At 44.8% G+C, this 23806-nt stretch carries 19 protein-coding genes; 4 read left to right on the forward strand and 15 right to left on the reverse strand.

What is annotated here, in order from left to right; translation table 11 throughout:
• Window positions 1-47: 47 nt before the first annotated feature.
• Entirely contained in the window at window positions 48-1313 is a 1266-nt protein-coding gene (locus NAF19_RS04140; protein ID WP_252788541.1) for a gliding motility protein GldB-related protein, read from the reverse strand.
• Window positions 1314-1421: 108 nt separating this feature from the next.
• On the opposite strand from NAF19_RS04140, the gene NAF19_RS04145 reads away from it, so the two are divergent.
• Complete coding sequence (locus NAF19_RS04145) at window positions 1422-1805, forward strand: hypothetical protein (protein WP_252788542.1); 384 nt, start codon at window positions 1422-1424, stop codon at window positions 1803-1805.
• A gap of 71 nt (window positions 1806-1876) precedes the next feature.
• Here the strand turns inward: NAF19_RS04145 and NAF19_RS04150 are convergent, their stop codons facing one another.
• The 11 genes from NAF19_RS04150 to NAF19_RS04200 form a co-directional block, all read right to left on the reverse strand.
• The gene (locus NAF19_RS04150; RefSeq protein WP_252788543.1) at window positions 1877-2746 is read right to left on the reverse strand and encodes a pirin family protein; all 870 of its coding nucleotides are present in this window, start codon (window positions 2744-2746) and stop codon (window positions 1877-1879) included.
• Between the two features lie 137 nt (window positions 2747-2883).
• Window positions 2884-5382: a hypothetical protein gene (locus NAF19_RS04155; protein WP_252788544.1), complete on the reverse strand. Its 2499-nt coding sequence runs from the start codon at window positions 5380-5382 to the stop codon at window positions 2884-2886.
• 65 nt (window positions 5383-5447) lie between these two features.
• On the reverse strand, window positions 5448-7940 hold the full coding sequence (locus tag NAF19_RS04160; RefSeq protein ID WP_252788545.1) for a hypothetical protein: 2493 nt from the start codon (window positions 7938-7940) through the stop codon (window positions 5448-5450).
• Window positions 7941-8041: 101 nt separating this feature from the next.
• Entirely contained in the window at window positions 8042-10663 is a 2622-nt protein-coding gene (locus NAF19_RS04165) for a zinc metalloprotease (protein WP_252788546.1), read from the reverse strand.
• Between the two features lie 15 nt (window positions 10664-10678).
• Complete coding sequence (locus tag NAF19_RS04170) at window positions 10679-11521, reverse strand: hypothetical protein (RefSeq protein ID WP_252788547.1); 843 nt, start codon at window positions 11519-11521, stop codon at window positions 10679-10681.
• Window positions 11518-12648 carry a hypothetical protein gene (locus NAF19_RS04175; protein WP_252788548.1) on the reverse strand — a complete coding sequence of 377 codons (1131 nt, stop codon included), beginning with the start codon at window positions 12646-12648 and terminating at the stop codon, window positions 11518-11520. The genes NAF19_RS04170 and NAF19_RS04175 overlap by 4 nt, the downstream gene beginning before the upstream one ends.
• A gap of 48 nt (window positions 12649-12696) precedes the next feature.
• A complete protein-coding gene (locus tag NAF19_RS04180; RefSeq protein WP_252788549.1) occupies window positions 12697-13797 on the reverse strand; it encodes a hypothetical protein in 1101 nt (366 codons plus the stop codon).
• 20 nt (window positions 13798-13817) lie between these two features.
• Window positions 13818-15245 carry a hypothetical protein gene (locus NAF19_RS04185; RefSeq protein ID WP_252788550.1) on the reverse strand — a complete coding sequence of 476 codons (1428 nt, stop codon included), beginning with the start codon at window positions 15243-15245 and terminating at the stop codon, window positions 13818-13820.
• A gap of 26 nt (window positions 15246-15271) precedes the next feature.
• A complete protein-coding gene (locus NAF19_RS04190; RefSeq protein WP_252788551.1) occupies window positions 15272-16282 on the reverse strand; it encodes an RICIN domain-containing protein in 1011 nt (336 codons plus the stop codon).
• A gap of 74 nt (window positions 16283-16356) precedes the next feature.
• Window positions 16357-16896: a hypothetical protein gene (locus NAF19_RS04195; protein WP_252788552.1), complete on the reverse strand. Its 540-nt coding sequence runs from the start codon at window positions 16894-16896 to the stop codon at window positions 16357-16359.
• A 38-nt stretch (window positions 16897-16934) separates the two neighbouring features.
• On the reverse strand, window positions 16935-18212 hold the full coding sequence (locus NAF19_RS04200) for an OmpA family protein (RefSeq protein WP_252788553.1): 1278 nt from the start codon (window positions 18210-18212) through the stop codon (window positions 16935-16937).
• A 160-nt stretch (window positions 18213-18372) separates the two neighbouring features.
• Between NAF19_RS04200 and NAF19_RS04205 the strand changes: the two genes are divergently transcribed.
• From NAF19_RS04205 to NAF19_RS04215, 3 genes are all read left to right on the forward strand, one after another.
• Window positions 18373-20364: a tetratricopeptide repeat-containing sensor histidine kinase gene (locus NAF19_RS04205; protein WP_252788554.1), complete on the forward strand. Its 1992-nt coding sequence runs from the start codon at window positions 18373-18375 to the stop codon at window positions 20362-20364.
• 2 nt (window positions 20365-20366) lie between these two features.
• A complete protein-coding gene (locus NAF19_RS04210; protein ID WP_252788555.1) occupies window positions 20367-20981 on the forward strand; it encodes a response regulator in 615 nt (204 codons plus the stop codon).
• Window positions 20982-21281: 300 nt separating this feature from the next.
• Window positions 21282-21569, forward strand: a complete 288-nt coding sequence (locus NAF19_RS04215; RefSeq protein ID WP_252788556.1) for a sigma-70 family RNA polymerase sigma factor — start codon at window positions 21282-21284, stop codon at window positions 21567-21569.
• 121 nt (window positions 21570-21690) lie between these two features.
• Here the strand turns inward: NAF19_RS04215 and NAF19_RS04220 are convergent, their stop codons facing one another.
• From NAF19_RS04220 to NAF19_RS04230, 3 genes are all read right to left on the reverse strand, one after another.
• Window positions 21691-22587 (reverse strand): CPBP family intramembrane glutamic endopeptidase, encoded by an 897-nt coding sequence (locus tag NAF19_RS04220; protein WP_252788557.1) that lies wholly within the window; start codon window positions 22585-22587, stop codon window positions 21691-21693.
• A gap of 82 nt (window positions 22588-22669) precedes the next feature.
• Window positions 22670-22924 (reverse strand): hypothetical protein, encoded by a 255-nt coding sequence (locus tag NAF19_RS04225; protein ID WP_252788558.1) that lies wholly within the window; start codon window positions 22922-22924, stop codon window positions 22670-22672.
• A gap of 37 nt (window positions 22925-22961) precedes the next feature.
• On the reverse strand, window positions 22962-23741 hold the full coding sequence (locus NAF19_RS04230; protein ID WP_252788559.1) for a serine hydrolase domain-containing protein: 780 nt from the start codon (window positions 23739-23741) through the stop codon (window positions 22962-22964).
• Window positions 23742-23806 lie beyond the last annotated feature (65 nt).

A 23806-nucleotide genomic window follows, 5' to 3' on the forward strand; every position in this document is an offset into this window, starting at 1 on the left:
GGGGATGTGAGATTCCATCCACGGGCTTTTTAAGAATTCTTCGCCGGTTAAAGGGCATTCACCTCCGCCTCAAACTTACTATCCGCCAAAAACTTTTTATAATCCTGTATGTGCAGCATATTATAAACGGCTTGTTTTTTATTTTTTGCGTGGCTGTAATAGGCTTTGCAAATTCGGTAACCAACCCAATAACCCAAGTCGGCGGGGTGGTCGGGGCGGTCATCGTCACCGTTGCCTATCCAGTTCTGTTTGCGGTCAAGATACATCTCCTTTGCAAAATCGGTCCAAATTGTCTTTTCCTTGCCTTTTGCAAATTCCACCAACCTGTCGTTGGTTTGTTTGCCCGAAATCAGTTCGCCCATAAAGTCGGCCATTCCTTCAATTATAGCCTCGCGCAGCAGTGTAGTGTCAGACGCCATGCTGTTTTGCTGGTAGTGGATCAGTTCGTGGGCCACAATATGAACCAGGCCTTTCAGCGGATTCAGGTAATGCAACTGCCAGCTTTTTATTTCAGACAAATCGGTAGCGCTGGTTTTTGCCGATTGATCGGCTGCAAGAATAAGGCCGTTACCTGTAGAAGTCCCGGCCGAATTCAACTTCCCTATCACAAAATAAATATCAGGGAAAATGGCATCAGGGTATAGTTTTTTAAACGCCACATAGCTATTAATATAATCCTGCTTGTAAGTTGCAGCTTTAAAAGTATTGGGACGGATACTGGTGTAAAACTTTTTCATCCCGTTGTGATCCCGCGTAAACGAATACAGGTTGTGCCCCATCTTGTTTACATAGTAATCAAGCAATGCTGTAGTGCCTTTATCAAAATAATATTTTTTATAGATGCTTTCAGCATAAGCGGTATCAGCAGCAACTTTGTCAAATGCTGCCCAAAAGTTTTTTACATCGCTATCGATAATTTTTGCTTTCCGCGGATTGGTTGAGTAGGCCGGCTTCATACTACCGATAACCTTCTTCCAATGTGCACTGCCTTTCATAAAGTCGAAATCGTCATCGGCCTTTAGCATGGGTATATCATTAAACCCGTATTTACCGATGCCCAACTCCAATAATTTAAAACTGCTAATGCTATCCTTGCCACCGGCATAAGCACTGGCGGCATAAAAATAAATAGTGCTTTTGCTAATTTTATTATCAGCGGCTTCCGCGGCTTTTGTCCATATTTCGGCGGTTTTCATATAATCATGCTTTTTGTAAAACACATTGCCGGCTTGTAATAAGCTGTCGGATTTTGATTGGGCGAACGATGCGATTGCACTAAAAAATGCAAGTAACAGGAACGATATTTTTTTCATAACCGAGGGAGGTATCAGGTATTAATAGTCGATACCGTAAATATATTTTAATATACTGAACAAAATATATTTATCTTTATTAATAATAAAGACCATTAAATTTTATCGATGAAAAAAATCATTTTAATATGCGGCTTGTTTATCGGCATGACAACTGCAGTTATCGCCCAACCCAAAAAAGTGGTAACCGATCCGGTAGAAAAGGCTAAAGGCTTACAAAAAGAGCTGAACCTATCGGCCAGGCAAACTGAAAAGGTTACCGATATTTACAAGGAGTCGGTTGAGAAATTTGATAAAATTAAAGTAAAGGAAAAAGGTAATACCAACAAAATGCTGGCTGATGTAAGGCCATTGCGTGCTGCCACCATCAAAAAAATAAAAAGCGTATTAACTCCGGAGCAGGTTATTAAATATCAAAAGCTGATAAAAGATTCGCAAAGCCAGGGCCTTAACGGCGGCTGGAGTGATGGCTGGGGCTCGGCATCGAACTAAAAACAACAAGTATAAAACAGGAAAAGCGGCCACTAAGCCGCTTTTCCTGTTTATGAAAACTTAAGATTATATTATTCCAGCACCCCAAATTTGCCCGACTGAAACTCCTGGAATGCTACCTGCAACTCCTTGTGGGTATTCATTACGAAAGGGCCGTACTGGGCAATAGGCTCGTTAATAGGCTCGCCGCTCAATAATAAAACCACTGCTGTTTCATCAGCAGTAATGGCAATTTCCTCGCCTTCGTTTTTAAACAAAACAAAATCATGCTCATCCAATTGCTGGGCGTTAACGGTTACTTTACCATCAATAACCAATAATACCGAGTTATGGATTACCGGGATGCCTGCACTCACCTTTCCACCTTTGTTTAATTTAATATCAAACATATTAACTGCAGTAAAAGTGGTAGCAGGGCCCTTTTTGCCGTTAAAATCACCTGCAATAATGTTTACTATGCCGCCGTTGTCAGGCAGTGTTACTTTGCCCATTTCGGCCGCTGTTATAGGTTGATATTTTGGCGCGGTCAATTTATCTTTTGCGGGCAGGTTTACCCAAAGCTGCACCATTTCAAACGGTCCACCTTTTTTCGAAAAGCTTTCCTCGTGATATTCTTTGTGTAAGATGCCACCGCCGGCTGTCATCCATTGCACATCGCCGGGGTTAATCACGCCGCTCTTGCCGGTGCTGTCGTGGTGTGCCACGCTGCCTTTGTAGGCAATAGTAACAGTTTCAAAGCCTTTATGCGGGTGCACATCAACCCCGCGAATATGGTCAGACGGGCCAAAATCATATTCGGCGTTAAAGTCCATCATCAAAAATGGGCTCACCCGCTTTTGTGTAAGTCCGGCATTAGGGAAATAATTAAATACCCTGAAACCGTCGCCAACCATACCGGGGCGGGCAGGACGGCTGTATATTTTTTCAATTAACTTTTGCATTTTGTTCTCCTTGATAATTTATATACAAAGGTACCTAATGACTGGAGGTTGATACTTGATGTAGGTCAAGAAGTAGTTGATTAGTTAATTGGAGATTAGAGCTTGGCAGAAATTCAGGTGTTTTTACATAATGGTGTTTAATTCGCCGTCAGCTTCATCTGGTGAAAACAATCGTCCTGACTGGTACACAGCACCATGGGCTGGCCGCCGGGCGAAAGCATAGATGCGGGGTTCCACAAACCAAAAATGTACATCTGCCGCCAGGTTGCACAGTTCGGCATAAAATCGCTGTCGCCCCAATACCGTATCAGGCAATTGCCCACGCCTTTAAAATAAGCCATTTCATCGGTGCCTCCATCACCTATATGGTGGTGGTGGATATGGGTGGCATGGCAAAGCTCATGCGCTACCGTAAATGTTATCAGGCGGGTAATATTCACATCGTAGTATTGGGCAACAACCGGCGATGCGTGGCTAACATCTATGTTCACATGAAATTCGGCGTTGGTTGCAGCTATAGCGGTTGCCATTCGTCGCGCAAATGCTTCGTGGCCCGGCGGCTGATCAGGTGGAAATTCATTGGGCTTAAATGGCTGCACATTAACAATGTAGTCCGTCCACAAATGAATTTCCTTCACCTCATCCGGCACAAATGCGCCGGTAGTTTGGTTCCCGGCATCAACTCCTATAAGCGGAACTGTAGTGGCAAGCGCTTTTGCCTGGTCGGGTCGCACAGCCGGGTGATCATCAGCATAGATGGCAATACCGTGCAAATGCTTATCTGAAGGGCTGTTAAAATTTACCCACCGACCGTAAGTTGAATTCATTATTGAATTTTCCAGACGTCCGTATTTTGAATTACTAAAATGATACACTTTTACATTTGTCACCTTTCCGTATCCCAGCGCACCGGCCTTTATGGCTGCCTTATATGTTGCTCCAAAACCGGTCATATCTGCCAATCCGATAGTAAAAAGTTCCTTAACCTGTGGCGATAGCCTGGTGTAAACTGGGTTGAAGCTATCATCCTCGGTCAAAAACCCGCGATACTCATCAATTAATGCAATATTATCACCAAGGTTACCGTTGTCGGGCTTTAAATCCCTGTCCCAGTTCAAGCCATAGCCATAGCCCAAAATATGCTCATGTTCTTCCCAGGCGTCGGCAATTTTGTTGTCATCCTTATCATACGGAATGGTGATATATGTTTTGTTTTTATCGTAATAAGGGCTCGCGTTTATCACGTCGCCATTATCGAGTGTAACTTCCGCAGTTAACCTGGCCCAGGCCCCGTAATCCATACAGGTTATTTGCACAATGGCCAGGCTGCCATTATTTATTACCGAGGTTGCAACACTATCGGTGCATTTAGTTGGGTCGAAGGCATTTGTCCAAAAATATTTTGTACTATCTGATATTTTTAAATCAGCCTTATCATCAGCGCCCTCAAGCGGATAATTGCTATTAAAACCTTTGTAATGGGTTATGTTTTTTAACGCATAACGTACAGTAAAATTCCCCGGGTAGAGTGTATTGGGGTTGTTTTTGTCGTGTACTTCTACATAAAATTTTGCGCTGTCATCCCCTTTGGTATCGTCGCTGCCATCAACTTTCGGGCCTTTGGGTAGCCAGGTTTCATACTTGCTTTTGGGCATTGGCTTTAACACGGCCACATACTGTTGTTCCGGGCCGCCGATGTCGGCTGTAAGAGTCTCCGTAATATTTGCATTCGACTCACGCAGGTATTGATGTTTGGAATAGCTTATCTTAAAACCGTATGCTGTTTTCTCAACGTGTATGTAAGCCTCGTCGGGGTTAGTAGCCGGCGGGGTGGCTACTCCCACTATTTTCGCAAAATGCGGATCGGTGCCGCCGCCCATGCCCACGCCGGTAATGTTATCGAAATCGTAATGGTTGCCTTTGTCGTCTCTGCCCGTAGTGTGAATATGTATGTTTGCCCCAACGCTCACTGTCGACATTACCTGCACCGGGTCGTATGTAAACGAAAATCCCATATTGATTGTCGGCGGCTTTGTTACAATAATCGTATTTGCGCCCTTTCCGCTGTAAAGGCTATTTTCGCTGGCTGAACCGGTAAGCGAATTATCATTGACGTTCATGGATGCAAAAGCCATTTGCCGCGCTATATCCTGGCCCTTTGTTGCCTGGGCGGTGGTCATATATTTTTTGTCTTTATTGATGTTGTTTACCATATTATCAATATTGTCGGTATTTGCACCCGGCGGATTCATAGCGCATTGAATTATGGTATGCCCGTTTGCTTCGTACATCATTGGCGCCTTGAGCGATTTCCCAACGCATAAATAAGTAGAAGAGCCCCCTGAACCGTTAAGCGACTCTGATACCTTTCGGGTATACATAAAATGTACCGTTGTATAAGTGGTGTCATAATGATGCTGTATCAGCAACTGGCTGCCGTTGGGTAGCGCATGTGCCTGCTTGTTCATTACCGCCTTCATCATCGAATCGCGAAACTTCATTATTTGCGCCGGTGTCATGCGCATTAGTTTCCGGGCCATTTCGTCAGCCTCGGCCTGGCTGGTGGGTTGCGCAAAAACTTTGCAAACGGGATAAATAACCATTATAGTTATTATCAGTACTAGTAGCTTTTTCATATCAATACAATTTATAAATACCAAATAGCTGCTAATATTGAATTTTGCGTTAGCTGTATTTGATACTATTTTAATTTAAGTTGGTAAAAACAATTATCTTCAGTTGTACATAAACCCATCGGATATCCATCGGGGGTAACCAGCGTGGCCGGGTTCCATTTGCCCGCAAAAAATAAGGTTAGCCAGTCTGCATGGTTCTGCTCCTGCGAAAAATCCAGCCAGTACCTTACCGGGCAAGTCGAAACTCCTTCGTACGCACCATCCTTTACTCCGGGCTGGTGATGCCGGATATTTGTTGCGTGGCAAATTTCGTGTGCAATTGTAAATGAAATAATCTGCTTGATCATTTCGGGGGTATGGGCCGCAACAACATTCGAAAATGTAGCGGGGTCGAGGTGTAAATGGTACTGGGCATTTACGTGTAATATATGCGGATCGACCTGGAGATGAAAATTATCGGTATTTGCCGGTAAATACCACGTTTTTGCTTTTGCTATTTGGTCGTTAAGATTTATCAGGTTGTATGTCCAAAGCTCAACATAGTCGGTATAGTCAGGCGTTTGCGCACCGTTATATCCTTTGTTGCTGTCAACATCAAAAATTGGCTTTGTTGAACCTAAGGCATTCGGATCGCCTTTTTCGTTTGGAGTATCATAAGCAAAAATTGCCACGCCATGCGTTTTAACGCCCGATGGGCTGTTAAAATTTATCCAGCGCCCGTACTTATACCTGTCGCCGGTTTCAAACATTCCGTATTTGGAGTTTGTGTAATGGTATACCTTAACTTCTGTAATGCGACTATACCCCATTGCGCCCGTTTTAATTTCGGCTTTATACATCTCGCCAAAAGCACTTTTATCAGCCAATCCAATCGTAAAAAGTTCTTTAACCTCCGGCGACAGCCTTGCATAAACAGGCTTATAGTTGTCATCTTCAACCAAAAAACCACGATACTCATCAATCAGCGGGATATTATCCCCGGTACGGTGATTATCCGGTTTTACGTCCTCATCCCAATTAATATCATAGCCTTTATTTAAAATATGCACTTTCCTCTCCCAAGCATCTGCAATTTTATTATCATCCTTATCAAACGGGATAGTAATATAAACCTTTCCACTATCATAATAGGGCGCCGCCTGCAGTTCGGTTCCGTCATCAAGCGTTACAGTAGCGTAAAGCTTGCCCCAGGCGCCGTAATCCATGCACATTATTCGCACTATGCCAATGTTACCCTTGCCGTTTTGCGTTGTTGCAACACTATCGGTTACAAATGGGCTGTCAAATATTTGATTATCCATCTTCACCGAGTCTGAAAATTTCATGTCGGGATCCTTATTGGGCCCTTGTTCCTGCAGGGGATAATTGCTGTTAAAGCCCCTATAATTCGTTCGTTGGTGCAGCGCCCATTTAACAGTGTAGTTGCCCGGATATATTTTTGAAGTATCGTTGCGGTTCCTTACCCTTATATAAAACCGGGAGCTGTCATCGCCTTTTGAATCGTCGCTGCCATCTACCTTAGGGCCTTTTGGCAGCCAATGCTCGTAGTTTGTTTTGCCAAAAGGCCTTATTACGGCCTCATATTGCTCGTCCGGCTCGCCAATGTCGGCGTTTAATTCCTCTGTGGTAACACCATTTACCTCGGGGTACGTGGTTCGTTTTGTCCATTTAATATTAAAGCCCCGCGCAGTTTTGGTTACTTTGATGTAGGCGGCGTCGGGGTCGGACTTTTGAGGGGTGGCCGCGCCTGTCAGATGCGATACGGCCGGGTCGGTTGTTGCACCCATACCCGCACTTACAACGTCATCACTCGACCCATGCACCAGGTGTTTAAATTCATCTACATAACTTCCGTCTGTATGCCGGTGGTACGTACCACCGACTCCTATGGTCGAAAAGCCTTCAACAGGATCGTAATCAAAGCTAAAACCCAGGCTAATAACCGGCGGTTTGGTACTGATAATAGTGTTGGCCTCATCGGCCGAATAAAGGCCATTTTCGCTGGCCAGGCCCGTAAGCGAGTTATTATTTACTGTCATGGAGCCAAAAGCCGCCATCCTGGCAGTGTTGACGGCCTCTACCTGTTTGTTGACAGGCATGTACTTTAAATTCTTGTCCAGGCTCTTTACGGCCTTATCCAGCGGCGCTGTGTTTGCCTTTGGCGGATTGAGTGAACAGCTAATAATGGTATGCCCGTTGGCCTCGTAAAGCATAGCCGCCTTTGCCGATTTAGCGTAAACTATTATTGTGCTGTGACCACCCATTGCCGTGGTATGCTGCGACTCGTTCCTTGTATAATTGAACCTAACGGTAGTATAAGTAGTATCATAATGGTGCTCCAAAAGTAATTGCTTGCCATTGGGCAACACCTTCGCCTGCTTGTTCATTACCGCCTTCATCATCGAATCGCGAAACTTCATTATTTGCGCCGGCGTCATGCGCATTAGTTTTTGGGCCATTTCTTTAGCCTCCGCATCGCTGGTGGGTTGGGCAAAAACGCGGCAAACACAAACAATTAGTAGTAATAGCGTTAAAAGGTTTTTTTTTCTTTGTTTCATAATCAGCCTATTATCCATTAAAGCTAATCATATTTGTCCTCAATTTCATCTTTGCTTTACGTACCGGTGCTTTTTCTTTACTCCGCCCGGTAATTACTTTTTTAGTGTGCGAATTTGTCGTTTATACAAAATTGATGTATGCAATCGCCCATTCCGGTATTTGCGTCGCTGTATCTGCTTATGGGGAAATGACCAGGGGCATTTACCCCGGTGCCCGCGCCCGATGTACATAAATGTGTTCCGGTTAATTCGCCATACCGCCCGCGCGACTGCGGCACAATGTAAATTACGTTGCTTGACGGCGATTGAGAATATGCATCGGCATCATCGTACCGCATCACGCAATCTTCGTTACCGCTACAGGTGCCATGCCACGACCGGACCACGAGTTTGTTCTTGCGCTCACGCATCATCCTTCCAAATTTGGGGTCGATATCGGTGATGGCAACGCCCGGATTTGCTTCCCAATAAAGTGTTACCCCCGGGATTCCGTTTACTTTCCAGGTTCCATTATCGGCGTAAACAAATGTAGATTTGTCGCCATCGTTAAAATCTTTATGGTCGCCATGATGGTTAACACCACTGTTGTGCAGCATTTCGTGGGCCACGGTTATCGCATATTCATCAGTTGTTACCAGGCTGTGTCCATTAGGGTTTACAGTAATATTACCCAATGAATCAAGGTCTACCTTTATCCTTGCATAACCACCGGTATCGGGCGAAAAATCAGCACTTATTACCAGGAAATCAAAATCTTTTGGCGGTCCGCAGTGCCCGCCCACATTGGCAGATGCAAATGCATATCCGAGCGTTGCTTCGGTACCGAGTATGCATATTCCATGCTGGTCTGTTTTATGCAGATCGGCAAAGTTGTTAAAATTCAACCATTTGTCGCGATAGGGCAATTCGACACTATTGTCAAGGCTGGCTTTAATTTCCGTGCTGCTGGGACTCGATTGCTGCAGGCCAAACTCCTCTAACGTAAACCGGTGATGCGTTTTAACCACATGGCTGGTGTAGTTATTCAATATCATTTCATAAGTGGCAATACCGTCGCGGCTGCGGTTGGTATTTACGCCATTGTAAATCATTACATCTTTGGCATTGGGGTCGCCCCTAAAATGTTTGCCGTTTTCCATAAAGCCGCGGTACTCTTCGTACAATGTAAAGCCATCACCGGGGTACTTGTCATCGCTTAATATCTTCTCATCGTCAGCATCATCTTTCTTATCAAGCACACGGTTCATTTGTTTGAAATACGTCGCAATTTTCGATTCCGGGTCGCGCTTCGGCAGCAATAAAAACTCACTTTGTGTATCGCGGGCTTTTGCTATTATCTCCGTTCCGTCGGTAAGGGTAATGTGCGCAATAAGCTTTCCCCATGCACCGTAATCAAAACTGTAAACCCTCGCTGTGTAGTTATTGGTAGCGGTGCTGGTAAGCTTTAAATTTTCAACGGTGGTGTCGGCCAAATCGGTGGTGAGGTGCAGTTGCAGGTCGGCCAGTTTACTGATGATACTTTTGGGTATACCATACTTATGGCTGTTAACAGATTCGTCTGGCGCATTATTGGCGTAACCAGGCACCCTGCTTACTTCATCGCTGGGCAGTTCCCACTTTATATATTTAATCTGGCTTGTAAAATCCTTACCGGGTTGAGCAGGGCTTTCAACCTTTATTTTTACGTCGATGTAATTGCCATGCACCAGGCTGTGAGCGCGGTAGCCTTCGGGCATCCAATGCGCGTAGGCCTCCTGTCCGCCGTCGAAATCAAAAAAGGCAAGGTATTTCTGATCCGCAGCGGGCGATATCACCATTTTTAGCGCGCCGGTAAAGCTGTGCTTTTGTATATGATTACCACTGCCGGTTGTAGTGTTGTCGTTGTAGTTGCGGGTAATTGTAATGGTGTTGCCTGCAATAACCAGCGTACCATTATCGTTGGTGGCATCGGCGTGCATGTCCGGCGTATCAACAACGGCTTCGCCAACGCTGGGGGTGTGGGTGCCTTTAAGCACCACCCTTGCCCCGGCATTCCAATGTGTAGGGCTTTCGTAATTAAGGGACAAACCCGGCAGCGGCGGCGATATAGCCGATGCACGATCGTTGTATGTAAAAGTTCCTCCGGTACTAACATCGATCCCGGTGGCGCTTAAAGTGCCATTTACCGTTTGTTCTATTATTGCCTCCTTCGGCGTTGTCAGCACTATTTTTCCTAAATATCTAAAAAGGTAAGTGGTCATTTTAAGCGAGCAATTTCCTGTCCCCTTAAACGAGGCATGACCGGTTTCGCCGCCGGAGTAGTCGTCCTGGTTGTAACTGTAGGTCATTTCCACCTTGCATTTGGTGTACAATGGGTTGCCTTCGAATTGAGCGCCGCTACCCGGGTTGGCTCTCATCTTAGCCGCAGCGGCTTCAGCCTGGTCCACCCCATATTTATTTTTTATTTTCGCAACGGTATCCATTTTTTTGGCAAGATACTCCTGCTGTTTGGCGCGCATCTCATTTAGCAGCTTAACACCATCAGCGGGATTGGTTACGTGCTTTAGCTTTTGCTCGTACTGCATCATTATTCTTTTAAACTCCGCATCATCTGCCGATTGGGCAAACGAATATGCGGCGCATATTATCAAAGCAAAAAGGAGTATATAACCACGCATAATTTCATTTTTTTGTTTTAAACCCACATTGCGGGCCGGCTGCGAAACCGGCCCTTGGTGCAACATGGTCCCTAACGATCTTTATTTCGCAATTAAATCACTTAATTTTTGCCAGTTAATAAGCTTTATGGCCTCATCGATATCTGCCGAATCGCCTTTAAATGTTACCACTATATTCTGTACTTCCATTTTGCTGATTCTTGTACGGTCATAACCGATTGCATAGCGGGTGGTGGTAAGTCCGTCGCTGGTGGTTTCAGTTTTTTTGCCGACAACAGGCTTCCCTAAAAATACGATGGCGTTATCGTAATAATTGCCGTGCAGGCTCACGCTGCCGCCATCCATAATAGGGCATTCGGCGGAATGCAAGCCTTTTAATGCGAGCGTAACCGGCACCGGTATTGACAGGGTCACCGGCAGCGTTTTTGCGCAATACGACAACGGCGTTGAGCTATCTGTGCCCACTATAAAAAGATTAGTAACAATAAAAATTGACAGCTTACTTTTATTGGTTGATTTAACAGCTGCCGCAACCTGCGGCGCATTGGTAAAATCTTTAATATTACCTACTGCCGCACTCAACAACGGGGCCATTTCTTCATCGGGCATGGTAAAATCTACCTGCCAGTCTAACTGGTAAGGGTCTGCTATACCGATTGTTTTTAAAATAAACCCGTTGCAAATGCTCCAGCTACCCGGGTCGCGGCACCAGTACTTAGTGGCATCGAATGTTAGATCTTCTTTGCCGGTTGCCCAGTTTTTGTAGGTATGCGGCAGCGCATCAAATAATTCCTGGTGCAGCTTATTTAAAAAAGCGGTCTCCTCTGGCCTTTGCTGCCTGAAAGAGGCGCTTTTCTGTGCCAGCGTGATCGTTGCTATAAACACCCCTGTAAACATCAGGGTAAATAACGTTAGTTTTTTCATGGGTGATAATCTTGATATGCTTTCCTTATTTTAAAAACGCCATAAACCGTTCCTCTGTTAAAAGTTTTGTCGTGTCCGGTCTTGTTGTTCCATATCGTTGAGCTGATGGTACCCGTAATAAAATCGCCGTCCATCTTAGTTATAGTAAGTGTGCCGCCGCATTTTAGCTTTTGAAGGCTTTGATTACCCTGCATTGCGCATGCACAGTTTTTTACGCTTGGCCGGATGTCGGGACCGAACGAAATTGAATTTGATATGCCATTAAAGGGGTGCACCCCTTTAGTTAATCCGCCGGTATAAGTTATAATCATAAAACCGTTACCTGCAGCCGAGGGGTGACCGGGGCCCAAATCGCGCCCGAGGCCTATGAATTTTATTACGGTTACATTATTTGCCGGGTCGTAAATGGCATTCGCGTTACTGGTTAAGCTTAATACGTTTACATCGCTGGCTTGTACCGCTGCATCTACATGGTTCTTTTGAGCCTGCAGCCTTGCCCTTTCCGCAGCGGGTATACGGGCCAGGATTGCTGGGTCGATTGCCGCAACGGTCGACGGATTAGTGGCAGATGCTTTAGCGCCGGTAGTTTTCTGACTGTAACGCGCATCGTTAATACCCGATGCCGGAACGTTAAACGCAAATATGTTATCCCCGTTTTCAAAATACAGGGTTTTCAGCAGCACCACCTTAGGTAGGTCGTGCCCGGTGGGTATCAGTTCTACCGATATCACCATCGTATTATCCCTTGGAGCATTTGCCGGGGCGGTATATTTTACCAAATATTCATCAATTATATCCAGCGAACCGCCGCCCTGTAAAATCTTCCAGTTTCGCGCGTGGTATGATATGGGTATGCCAGCGTTTGCCAGCGCATGGGCCGCATCAGACATGTGCACCGGGTGGCCGTCTGTGATAAAATCCCCATTGTTGTTTGTAGCTGGCGGGATATATACATCTATGTTTATTTGAGTTTGCTCACCTGCCGACAGGATGCTTTTTTCGGCGTTTAACGATAAGCGACCGCCGCGCATGGCCCTTGCCAGGTCTTCGTCTGAAGCGCGCCCGTCCTGTGCAAACAGCTTTGCGGATATTACTATAAGAGCTATTAGTGTTATGTATTTTTTCACTTTTAGTATGTTTTTAATTATTTTATCTTTGCATGTATTCCTTAATAACTACAAATCGTGCCTGCACAGGTAAAGTTTACCGCTGCCCAGGTCCACGTCTAAAAACACAATCACTTCCTTACCGTCAAGGATCACTTTGGTGGGCGACGAGGCGTTTTCAAATACGGTACCGTCAGAAAAATACAGGCCGCGGTAACCTTCCCAGGCCATGCCGGTTTCGTTAGCGTTCAGGAACAGGAGCTTTGCATCACCAGGGTTGTTAAATTTATAAAACAGGGTTCCGTTGCGTTCAAGGATCAGCTTATTGGCGTCAGGGAAGTTAAATACGTTACCGGTATTGCGCAGCCATATCTGGTTATTTGTTAAATTGGAAAAAGGCCAGTTCTGCCCGTTCGACACATATACTTTTTTATCAAGAATCGTTATTACACCCATCATTTTGCCGTCGGGGCTGATAAGTGGCAAAGCGCCGTAAGCTTTCGGAAATGTAAATTTTGTGCCTGCCGAAGAATTCATGTGATAGCTTATACCGCCGCTTATACTTGCACCCGCAACAGCTACTACACTCGAGTCGGCGTTATGCGCAATCTGCGCAATCCAAAAACTGCCTACAACTTTTCCGTTAAAAGTATAGGTTTGCTCCTGTTTGCCGGGGATCACGCCACTGGTTACATTGCGCCCGTTTTTCATAAGTGCATTAGCCGCATCAGTTTGTGTGAAATCAGTGCTGAACCCATCAAGCTCGCTGCCGTTTTTGAGGTTGTTGCGGTTAATATTTGGCGGCGTTTCTCCTGTTTTTTGCAGCTGCCCGTTACTGTAGTTCCACATGGTGGAATTTGATTCGGCAACTTTGGCCACTACCTGGTTGTTCACCACCTTTATCTCCGGGAACCATATATCATACCCATCCGGGTGGTTGTTCATTTCCGCCTGGGAATAACTTAGTATTAACGTACCGAATTTAGCAGGGTCGCTGTAGTGTATGGCGCTGCCGTCAGGCGCGGTAGACGTGTTGGCACCGGTTGCCTGCTGCGCATTTTGTGCTGCATTGCTGGTTAATTTATTTTTTATTTTATTTAAAAAGCCGCCCTGGGCATTTGCTGCACTGGCAGCTGATAAGAACGCAAGGGTATAGATAATCTTTTTCATTTCGTCGGGGTTTTAAATGTTTAGTTGTTATTTAACAATGCCGGCACCGCGGCAAAGTTGATGGTGCTTGTGGCGGTTTCAACCAGGTCTTTTCCGCCTCTTATTTCTATAACCACGTTAAAGAGCGCTAACTTGTTAGTACCGGGCGTTACCACCGGTGCTATACTTTTTACCTGGTCGCCTGCTTTTACTATATTAAACTTACCGAAACCTATGTACTTGATAAACGGCGACCAATTACCATCGCTATACTTTACCGAAGGCCTGTAAATTTCAAATGCTGCGCCTGGTACATTGTGCTGCAGCTGCCCGTAAAATTGAGGGTCCGCATACTGCGCGTTAACCCTTGCAGATACATCGAGGTGGGCATACACTTCGGCCTGGTGTATATCGGGCACCCCTTTCTGGCTATCATTAATAGCTTTCGTGGCAGCATTAACCTGTCTGTTAGCATCTTCCGACGACATCTTTTTTGCAATCACCAGTTTATACAGCGAATCGGATAACTTTACCATCTTCACCATATTTGCTTGCAGCTCTGCTGGGTTTTTGGGCGAAAACTGGTCGGTGTTTACGCTCTGCATAAAGCTCATCTTGTAATCGTCCTGGTTAAACAAACGGGTATGCGCATCTACCGATACCAGGTCGCGCCGTTTGTTGGCTGCATTGCACGCGTCCGTAGTTTCCAGCGCTTCGGTAACATCAACCATGCTATGGTCCTGCCGGTACATAATAGTGCCTTCGGTAAACTTTGCTTTGCCGTCATCAGTTATGGCAATATTCAGGAGTGGATAAAAAGCAGGGTGCAGCGCGTTATAAACACGCCACAGCACCGCATTTTCGCAGGCAGACGGCGTACGGCCAACCTCGGGGCTATAGTACGAGGCATAAATAGTGGGGTCGCAATTACAGTTTGGGGCCACCACCGATTTTTCATACATAGCATCTCTGCATAAATGAATGGTACCATTTATGTTCCCTTTTATGTAGTCGCTGGTATTTGTGCCGGTGGCAAAGGTTACGGGGCCGGTGAATGTAAACTCCAGCTCGCCAGGGGTAAATGTATTATAATGTATATGTACGGGGCCTTTATCGTTATCGGGGTGGCAACTATATGGCGACCCGTTATAGCGCATTTCAAGGTCCAACTGGTCGCCACGGTAACTATCCTGGTATGCAATATCAGCGTCGTTGTCAGGGTTACGCAAAATCACTATCCCCAAGTTTTTACCGCCGTTTATCATTACGTACCTTTCACCATCAGGTTTAGTAAACCAATAGGCGTTATAATCAGTATACTTAGTGTAAGGCTGCACCGCGTTTTGCACTACGGTACGCCCGGCAAAACTGGGACTGGTTATATTTATAGTAAAGTTAATGCTGCCTGTTTTTTGGGCATAGCAGTTAATGGTAAAGGCCAGTAAAATCAGCAGGAAATACTTTTTCATGGTTTATCAATTTACAACGACCGTTATCAGGGTTGTTCCATAAGCCAGCCCGAGGCAAAGTTATTAACGGGTGTTTTTGATTGTATCAGCACACCGTTTGCAGCAATGCACAGGTAACCGCCCGTCATCATGTTACGGAACCTGGTAACGTACTGTTCATTTGTAGGTTCCATGGTCCATAAGCTCGCACGATCATTGTAATTGTCTGTAAAGGTTACATAGCCGCGCTGATCAACCAACAGGTAATTTTCTTTCCACCTGTTTTTTATGTTAACGTAATGGCTTCCGGGCACGTGCAGCACTTCCCATTGGGCGCTCCACCAGTCAGCATCGATATTAGTTACCTGCAGCGGGCCTTGCTGGTTATTCAGGTACATGTTGTTGAAATTGTTTTTAAGCTTCACAAATACGTGCTCGTCAACCGGGGGAGGTGGTGGCGGCATATAATTTTGGTCGCCTGCAACAGGAACCAGTTGAGGGCCACCTATTGATGCCGACGCGAGTGGTGTTAGCTGGCTCGCCAGGTACGTTACCCGCATATCGGGCAGTGTATTTAAAGGAGTAATTAAAATAGCGCTGGTGCTTATGGTTTGGCCGGGCTTAATCCAGTACCCTATCTGCACAAATTGTTTAACCCTGTCAACTTTTTTGGTGTCACAGTCGTTCACCATCGCCAGCACGTTGCAAGCTTCGGCATTAATAATGGCTTCTTTTGATGTTAACCTGGCGCCGGTGGCATTTAAACAGTTAAACTGCGCCAACTGGTCGGATACGTTGTTAAGAACATTCCAACCCTGTTTGTAAAGCATTATTTTGCCCTGGTTGGTAGTATTACGAACGTAAAAGCTTACGGAGTAACGGCTAAAGTCGCCTTTATTGCTAACTGTTTTTACTTCGGTTGATTTGATGACGTAACCCAGTTCAAGCCCGTCAACCAGCGCGGGCTGCTTATCGGTCACGGGGAAGGTGGCCGGCTGGGCAATTACGCCGCAGTAAACCAGCATACACATGCTGATCAATAAAAATATCTTTTTCATTTTCGTTAGGGGTTTAAAACAGGCCGGTAAACTATTTGGCCGGCCTGTTGGTATTTTTCGCAGATATAATTGTGTTATTGTTCGGCCACGCTGCCCGATACCGAGCCGGTAACATCAGTAATGACCGTGTTTTTAGGGTCGGTATTATTAAAGTTCGAGCCCTTTATAGCAATTGCAGGCATTGTAACTGTTAACTTGCCCGATGAACTCACCGCTAAGGTGACCGAAGTACCGTCAAGGCCGGTGGTTGAGTATAGCCCTTGCTTGGCTACGCTTACTTTGTCGGTAACCAAAATGCCACATTGGTTTCCGGTCGATTTTGTAAGGTCGGCCGCTATAGTGTATGTGCCTGCTTTCGGTTTTGCCGAGCCCGGAAAAAAGAATATTAGTACAGATGTCGCGCTTTTATCTGCTGATTGGCCAGACACGCCCAACACATTGTAGGTTTGGCCACCAGTGGTACTTGTAGAATCCGAAGAGGCAATTTCGGTGTATGTGTTACCATTAACCGTAAACTTGTAGGTAGCTGCTGGCGTCGGGTCACTTTTCGTACTGCACGACCATATTAAAAATAACAGGGGCATCATTAATAAATACATCATTTGTTTTTTCATAGATAGTGTTTGTTGTTTTTAATTGTTATTTATGTTGTTTATTGTTTTACAAATTCAACCCGGCGGTTATTGGCTTTACCTTCAAGAGTTAGGTTATCGCTTATTGGTTTTGTATCGCCAAAGCCTTTGGTTGTAAGGCGCGAACCATCGACGCCCATAGTCACCAGCTGTGCCTTTACAGCATCGGCGCGTTGTTGCGAAAGCATTGCGTTGTGAGCTGCTCCGCCGGTATTATCGGTATGGCCGTCAACCTCAAATTTTAAATCCGGGTTATCCTTTAGTATACCAACTATCATGTTAAGGGTGCCCATGCTCTCGGGTTTAATGGTGGCTTTGTCTACGTCAAAGTTTATCCCGTGGGTAATTAATTTAGCATCGGTAAATTTTTTGCCCAGCATGTTCATGCCGCCACCGCTTGCAACGCGCATGTTTGTTAATATAATTGGATTATCGGCGCCGCCAATGCCTTCAATATCAATTGCATGGGGAGTACCTAAATTTGGAACAACTAATACCCGGTATTGGTCGACATAAACTTTTACCTGGTTCTTTTTAAAAGCAATAGCTATATGGTGCCATTTATTAGTATAGTTTTCGCCCGCTATTGCAGCAGGGTAAGTACCTAAAAGGTCAACGCCTGTCTCATTGGCGGCCTGTGCGTCATTGTTTCCTATAGTGATAACACCGAAGTTACCTGATGCCGCTGTTGCGTTGGCAGTGGTGTTATACAGGTAAATCTTTGGCGGATAGCCCCCATTACTATAGGTATCAAATTCAATGGTCGATGGGTCGCCTAAGTATGATGCCGATTTAATCCGCGGACTAACGTGGGCGTAGTTACCATCGGTTAATAAAAGCGCTTTGCGGCCGGCAATGGTGTTAATTACTCCCTGGCCTGCACCTAAATTCCAGTGTGACGGAAACTCGCCGTTATCGTCATCCGTAAAACTGTCTTCAAAAATAATTTTGTCGCCAGGCACAAAGTCGTAGTTGTTATAGGCAGATATAGGCCCCTGCTGACTGCCTGTTCCCTGCATCGACTGATTGTTTTGCACAGCCGGTGTTGGCGGCGGCAGGGCTTGCGGAGCATTTGTTGCTACGGCAGGTGCAGGTGTGGATTTCTTCTTTTTAAACAAGCCTTTTATCGCACTCGAGGCTTTGCTTACGCCATTATCAATGACACTGGTTTCGGTGTTGTTTACTTCGCTTGTGCCAGCTTCTTTGGCCACTTCGCCTGGTTTTAGTATCTGAGCACTGCTAAACTGGGTAACCGAACCCAGGGCGATTGTCGCAATTAAAATTTTAAAATTCTTCATGATATTATTTTTTTTGTTAGGGTGAACAAATTTAAATACTTATTATAATCCAAAAGTATTTTGTTGAGAGCCAACACCATACTCCCTAAAAAGGGAGTTTTTTCATAAAAAAATAAATCTCACTTTTACATTGTTGCTTATATATAATATATACTGATAAATGAAGTACCTTTTACTACTTGCGTTTTACCTAATCCTTTGGCCTTTTAAAAGCATGGCCCAGGATGATAACGCGGGGGAGCGTGCGAAACTTTTTGCTGCAGTTAAAAACTCAATGGACGACAGCACCAAAATGATGAACTTGCTTGGCCTGGGGTATAATGTATATGCCGGGAGTAAGCCCGATTCGGCCATTTATTATTATGACATGGCCTACGTTATTGCAAACCGGTTAAAAAACAAAACCGGGTTGTTAAGGTACTATGCCTGTTATGGCGATGTGCTAAGTTCAAGGTCAAAAAATTTTGAAGCCATAACTATGGCCTTAAAAGCCGTTGCGCTGGCCGAAACCACCAACAACGACCATTTTAAAGGCGCCGTTTACAACAATATTGCGGGCTGTTATACCGATGCATCGGATATTGAAAAGGCCTATGCCTATTACCTTAAGGCAATAGCCGCTTATGAAAGGCTCGACGATAAAAGGCACCTTGCGGCGGTATATGCTAATGTGCTGGGCATATTTTCTTCTATAGGTCATTCGCCCGAGAAGGCTTTACAATATGGTTTAAAATCAATTGAGGTGAGCCGGTCTGTTAAGGATCAGAACGTGCTTGCCGAGGCCTTGGTAAACACCAGCAGCGTTTATATAAACCTTGGTAAACTTAATAAAGCCCTTGCATTGTTAACAGAAGCTAAGGCTATAAGTGAGAAAAAGAACGACAAAATAACCTTGCTGACTGAGTTGGTAGGATTTAATAAAATTTTTGTATTACAGGGGCGGTACGACGACCTCAAAAAATATACCGACCGGATAGTGGTCTTGAGCAAGGAAACGGGGAACGACAGGACTATGGCCGATGCCGAATATTACCTGGGCCTTTACGCTTTTTTCAATAAGGATTATCCTGCAGCGGCCGGGCATTTAAAAAAATCGATATCGATTTCAAGGGAGACCAAAGCTGTTTCGGTAGAGGAAGAAGCTTACAGTGCGCTTGGTGATGTGGAGTTGCTGATGGGCAATTTTGCAGCATATCATAACAGCCGCAACCTGGAAGATTCTGTTCGTGCAAAGCTTCATGCCGACCAGATTTTGATAAACACGCAGGAATTGGAAACCAAATATAATGTTGCTAAAAAAGAGGTGGAAATAAGCAACCTTAATAAGGAAAAGCAAATACAGGCGCTTACCCTGCAAACGCGCACCATTTATATCGTGATTTTAACATGTGCGTTAGCGGTGCTAATAGTATTTACCTGGCTAATACGCAACAACAGTATCCGTAAAGAAAAACTGCTGATAAACGAGCGCGAACTAAAGGAACAGCAAATACAGATTTTGAAAAAAGAGAAAGAACTTTTATCAACACAAGCGCTGATGGAGGGGCAGGAGGCTGAACGAAGCCGTCTTGCCAAAGACCTTCATGATGGCCTGGGCGGAATATTAACGGGTACTAAATATTCTTTAAGCAGTATGAAACAAAACATGATAATTAGTGCAGACAATGCTGCCGCTTTCGAAAAAACAATGAACATGCTGGACCAGTCGATATCCGAGCTGAGACGTGTGGCACATAATATGATGCCCGAAAGTTTGCTTAAATTAAGCCTTAATGATGCGATAGAGGATTATTGCCATCAAATTGCTACCAGCGGGGCTTTAAAGGTAACTTATCAAAGTTTTGATATTGATAAATTGACGGCAAACGAAGCGGTAAAAATTGCCGTGTACCGCATTGTGCAGGAACTGATAAACAATGTTGTAAAGCATGCAGGCGCCAAAACGGCCATAGTGCAGATAACGCTGAAAGAAGCTATATTGGGTATTACAGTAGAAGATGATGGCAAGGGCTTCGAGCTGGCCAACTTGTCGTTTGCTGAAGGGATGGGTTATAAAAATTTAAAAAGCCGCGTGGATTTTTTGAAGGGGAATATTGATGTAAAATCCGAAAGAGGCAAAGGCACTTCTGTATTGATTCAATTACCGGTTTAATTATGATAAAGATTATACAGGTCGAGGACCATAGTTTGGTAACGGAGGGCGTAAAGGCGTTTATTACTGCCGAGCCCGATATGGAATGTTTGGCCACCTGCGTATCGGGCGAAAACCTGATGCAGGTGCTAAAAAGCCACCATCCTGATGTAATTTTAATGGATGTTAACCTGCCCGATACCACAGGCATTGAGCTTTGCAAGCTGGTAAAAGATAAATATCCCGGGATATTTATAATAGCTTTGAGTATTAACAACCAGCCTGGCATCATCCGCAAAATGGTGGAAAATGGTGCCAGCGGTTATGTACTGAAGGATGCATCCCGCCAGGAAATAATTGAAGCCATACAAACAGTTGCCAAAGGAAAAACATTTTACAGCCGCTCGGTATCTGCAGCCCTCCGCCGCCCCGATGCGGTCGATTTACCCCCGCTTACCCGTCGCGAACGCGAAGTATTGGAATTGATAGCCGATGGGTTTACCAACCCCCAGATAGCCGAATCGTTATTTGTTGATGTCACCACCATCGATTTTCACCGGAAAAATATGTTGTCGAAATATAAGGTGAAGAATACAGCAGCGTTGATTAAGGTTGCGGTGAGTAATAATTTGATATAAGGCGATATTACCTAAAATCCCCCGAAAGCCTTTTTCTTCAAATCTCGTAGGGGTTAAATATTGGTAGCGGAAAATCATCCCCAAAAATGTGTGTGCCGTAGGTACGAAACGCCGCTGTGCATAGTTTGCGAAGTAACGTGCCTACGGCACGGGAAATCAATCTTCTCATTTTCTACCAATATTGGCTGCCGATGGCTCCAAATAACAAGCCTCTCCAAAATAAATTCCAATCTTTATGTAGTTTTTTACCTTTTGCATATACTAATTGTGTATTAACAATCGAATAAGTCAACAGCTATCATGCAGCACATTGCCGAAGATAAATTTGTAGAACACATCAATCAGAATATTGGGATTATTCACAAAATAAGCAATATCTATTTTAGTGATGCTGATGACCGGAAGGACGCCTGCCAGGAGATCCTGTATCAATTGTGGTCGTACCCGGGGTTTAAGGGTGATGCTAAATTCTTAACCTGGATGTACAAGGTTGTGCTTAACACAGCAATTACTTATTCAAAAAAAGGCAGCCGCAAGATACCAACCGACATGCAGGCCGGCAACTGGGAACAGCTTACACCCGCTTAACCGGCTAAGGTTTGTTTTAGAGGATATTGGGCAAGTAAATTAACGTTCATCTGATACATGTTAACTAACAATCCCCGCATGGCTAACGTTACCAGTCCATGCGGGGATTATAAAAAATATATCAGGCTGCCACCTGCAACGGTGCTTCCTCAATATCCGGCTGATTAACCTCGCCCCTCCTTGTCCAAAAATAAATTGCGGTGATGAGGCATACTATGGGTAACACCGCTCCAAACTCATCCACAAAATATTTGGTTTGGCCGGTATCTTTGGTTAGCGGAGTAAAAAAGTTTTGGATAAAAAGGTTATGACTGGCATGTAAAATCGCAGCAGTCCATAAACTGCCCGATTTTAACCTGAACCAGGTAAACACAAAGCTAATGCTGACTACCATAACAGTGAAACAGGTAAGGCCATACCAGGCGGGTGTACCACTGTTATAGTCGGCAAAAATCAAAATGGGGAAATGCCAGAAAGCCCAGATAAAACCTACTATTAATGATGTTTTGGTATAGCTGTTGTTTTTAAAAAGCTCGGGCACCAAAAATCCACGCCAGCCGATTTCTTCGCCCAGGCCGGTTGCTAGGCTGCCCGCCATGCCGATTACACCGGTAAAAATAAAATACAGCAATATCACAACGCCATTTGGCAAACCCGCCCAGCCAAACGATTTGGCAACCTGGGTTACAAATTCAGTGTTATAAAAGCCACCTTTGCCGGTGATCCAAATAATTAAATAAGCCACCAGTGCATAGATTAATGGCACCAGGTAGGCCCAAAGCTGGTATTTGGGTTTGTTCCAGCCCCAGGCAAGGCTGCTAATTTTTCGTTTCAGTATTTTACAGGTTATAAAAGCCGACAGCGCCGGCGACCACATCAACCCGCTTACATACAAACCAAAGCCACTGCCCAGTTTGCCGGTGTGTATCACCAGGAAATAATAAACTGAGCTAAAGGCAAGTGTGATTAATAAAAATAAAGCAATTGCCTTTCGGCTGTCGTTTACGGGCTGTTCCATGTAAAAAGGGTTTTGGGTTGATAATCAATATTACAATAAATGTAAATAAAATCAATTGATAAAACATAACCCGTGAGTATCATTACATTACCGCCTCATCAACCAACTTCATCAACTCAAAATAGCGCTCATTCCGGCCAGTGTTTTTAATATAAAACGTCATCAAAAACCCGCAATACTTTTTATCATTATTCACCCAAGGAAAGCTGCCAAACAATCCGGGGCTGCTTACGACATTGTTACCCATTGTCCATTCCCCGTAGCCATAACCCAGGCCGTGGGCCTCGGCAGGGCTATAGGCAATTTTCACATCGGGTGTTATGCGGTTTATTTGCATTTGGGCAATGCCGGCTTCGCTTAATATCCGTTTACCGTTAAAAACGCCTTTGTTTCATTATCATCACCAAAAAGTTTAAATAATCTTCGGGTGTGCTTAGTGCGCCACCGGCGGGCAGGGCCACCTTCTTTTTGCCGAAATCGGTATTTTTCATACCCAATGGCGCGGCTATCCTTTCAGCAAACAGGGTTTCAAAATTTTTACCGCTGATTTTTTCGATAACTGCCCCGGCTATTTGTAATCCAGTGTTGCTGTAATGAAATGTTTTACCAGGCTCACCTTCCACGGGCATTTTGGCTATCGTGGCAATCACTTCGTCCATGCTGTTGGCATCAACCACGTCTTTTATGTTTTCCTTTAGTTCAGGTGCCTGTATGCCCGTTAAGTGCGAAAGGCACTGGCTGATGGTGATGCCTCCTTTGCCATGCTGCGATAACATGGGTAGGTATTTACCAACGGTATCGGTAAGCTTTAATTTGCCTTCGTCGACAAAGGTCATCATCAGGGCAGCACTGTACCATTTGCTGCAACTGGCAATATTTAACCGGGTCGACAGCGTATAATCTTCCATGTCGACAGTTTTGCCTTGTTTACGTGCAACATAGCGGGCTGCCATTTTCTGGCGCATGTTCATATTATTGGCTGAATGGCTGTAAACCAGCTTACCATCTTTATAAATTACAAGTATGGAGCGGCCGCCCATTTCGCGGGTGTTTTGGTCGAGCCAGGCATCGAGCTTTTGGAAATGGGTTTGGGCCAATGCTGTATTTAATAACATTACGAATAAAAACGCCAGTTCGATTTTAAAACGATTCATAGTAGCTTGCTTATTACAAACTAAACTTAATTAAAATACTGGTTTAATTGCAAGAAAACCACTCC

This window comes from Mucilaginibacter flavidus (assembly GCF_024055575.1).
In the GTDB taxonomy this organism is placed as follows: domain Bacteria; phylum Bacteroidota; class Bacteroidia; order Sphingobacteriales; family Sphingobacteriaceae; genus Mucilaginibacter; species Mucilaginibacter flavidus.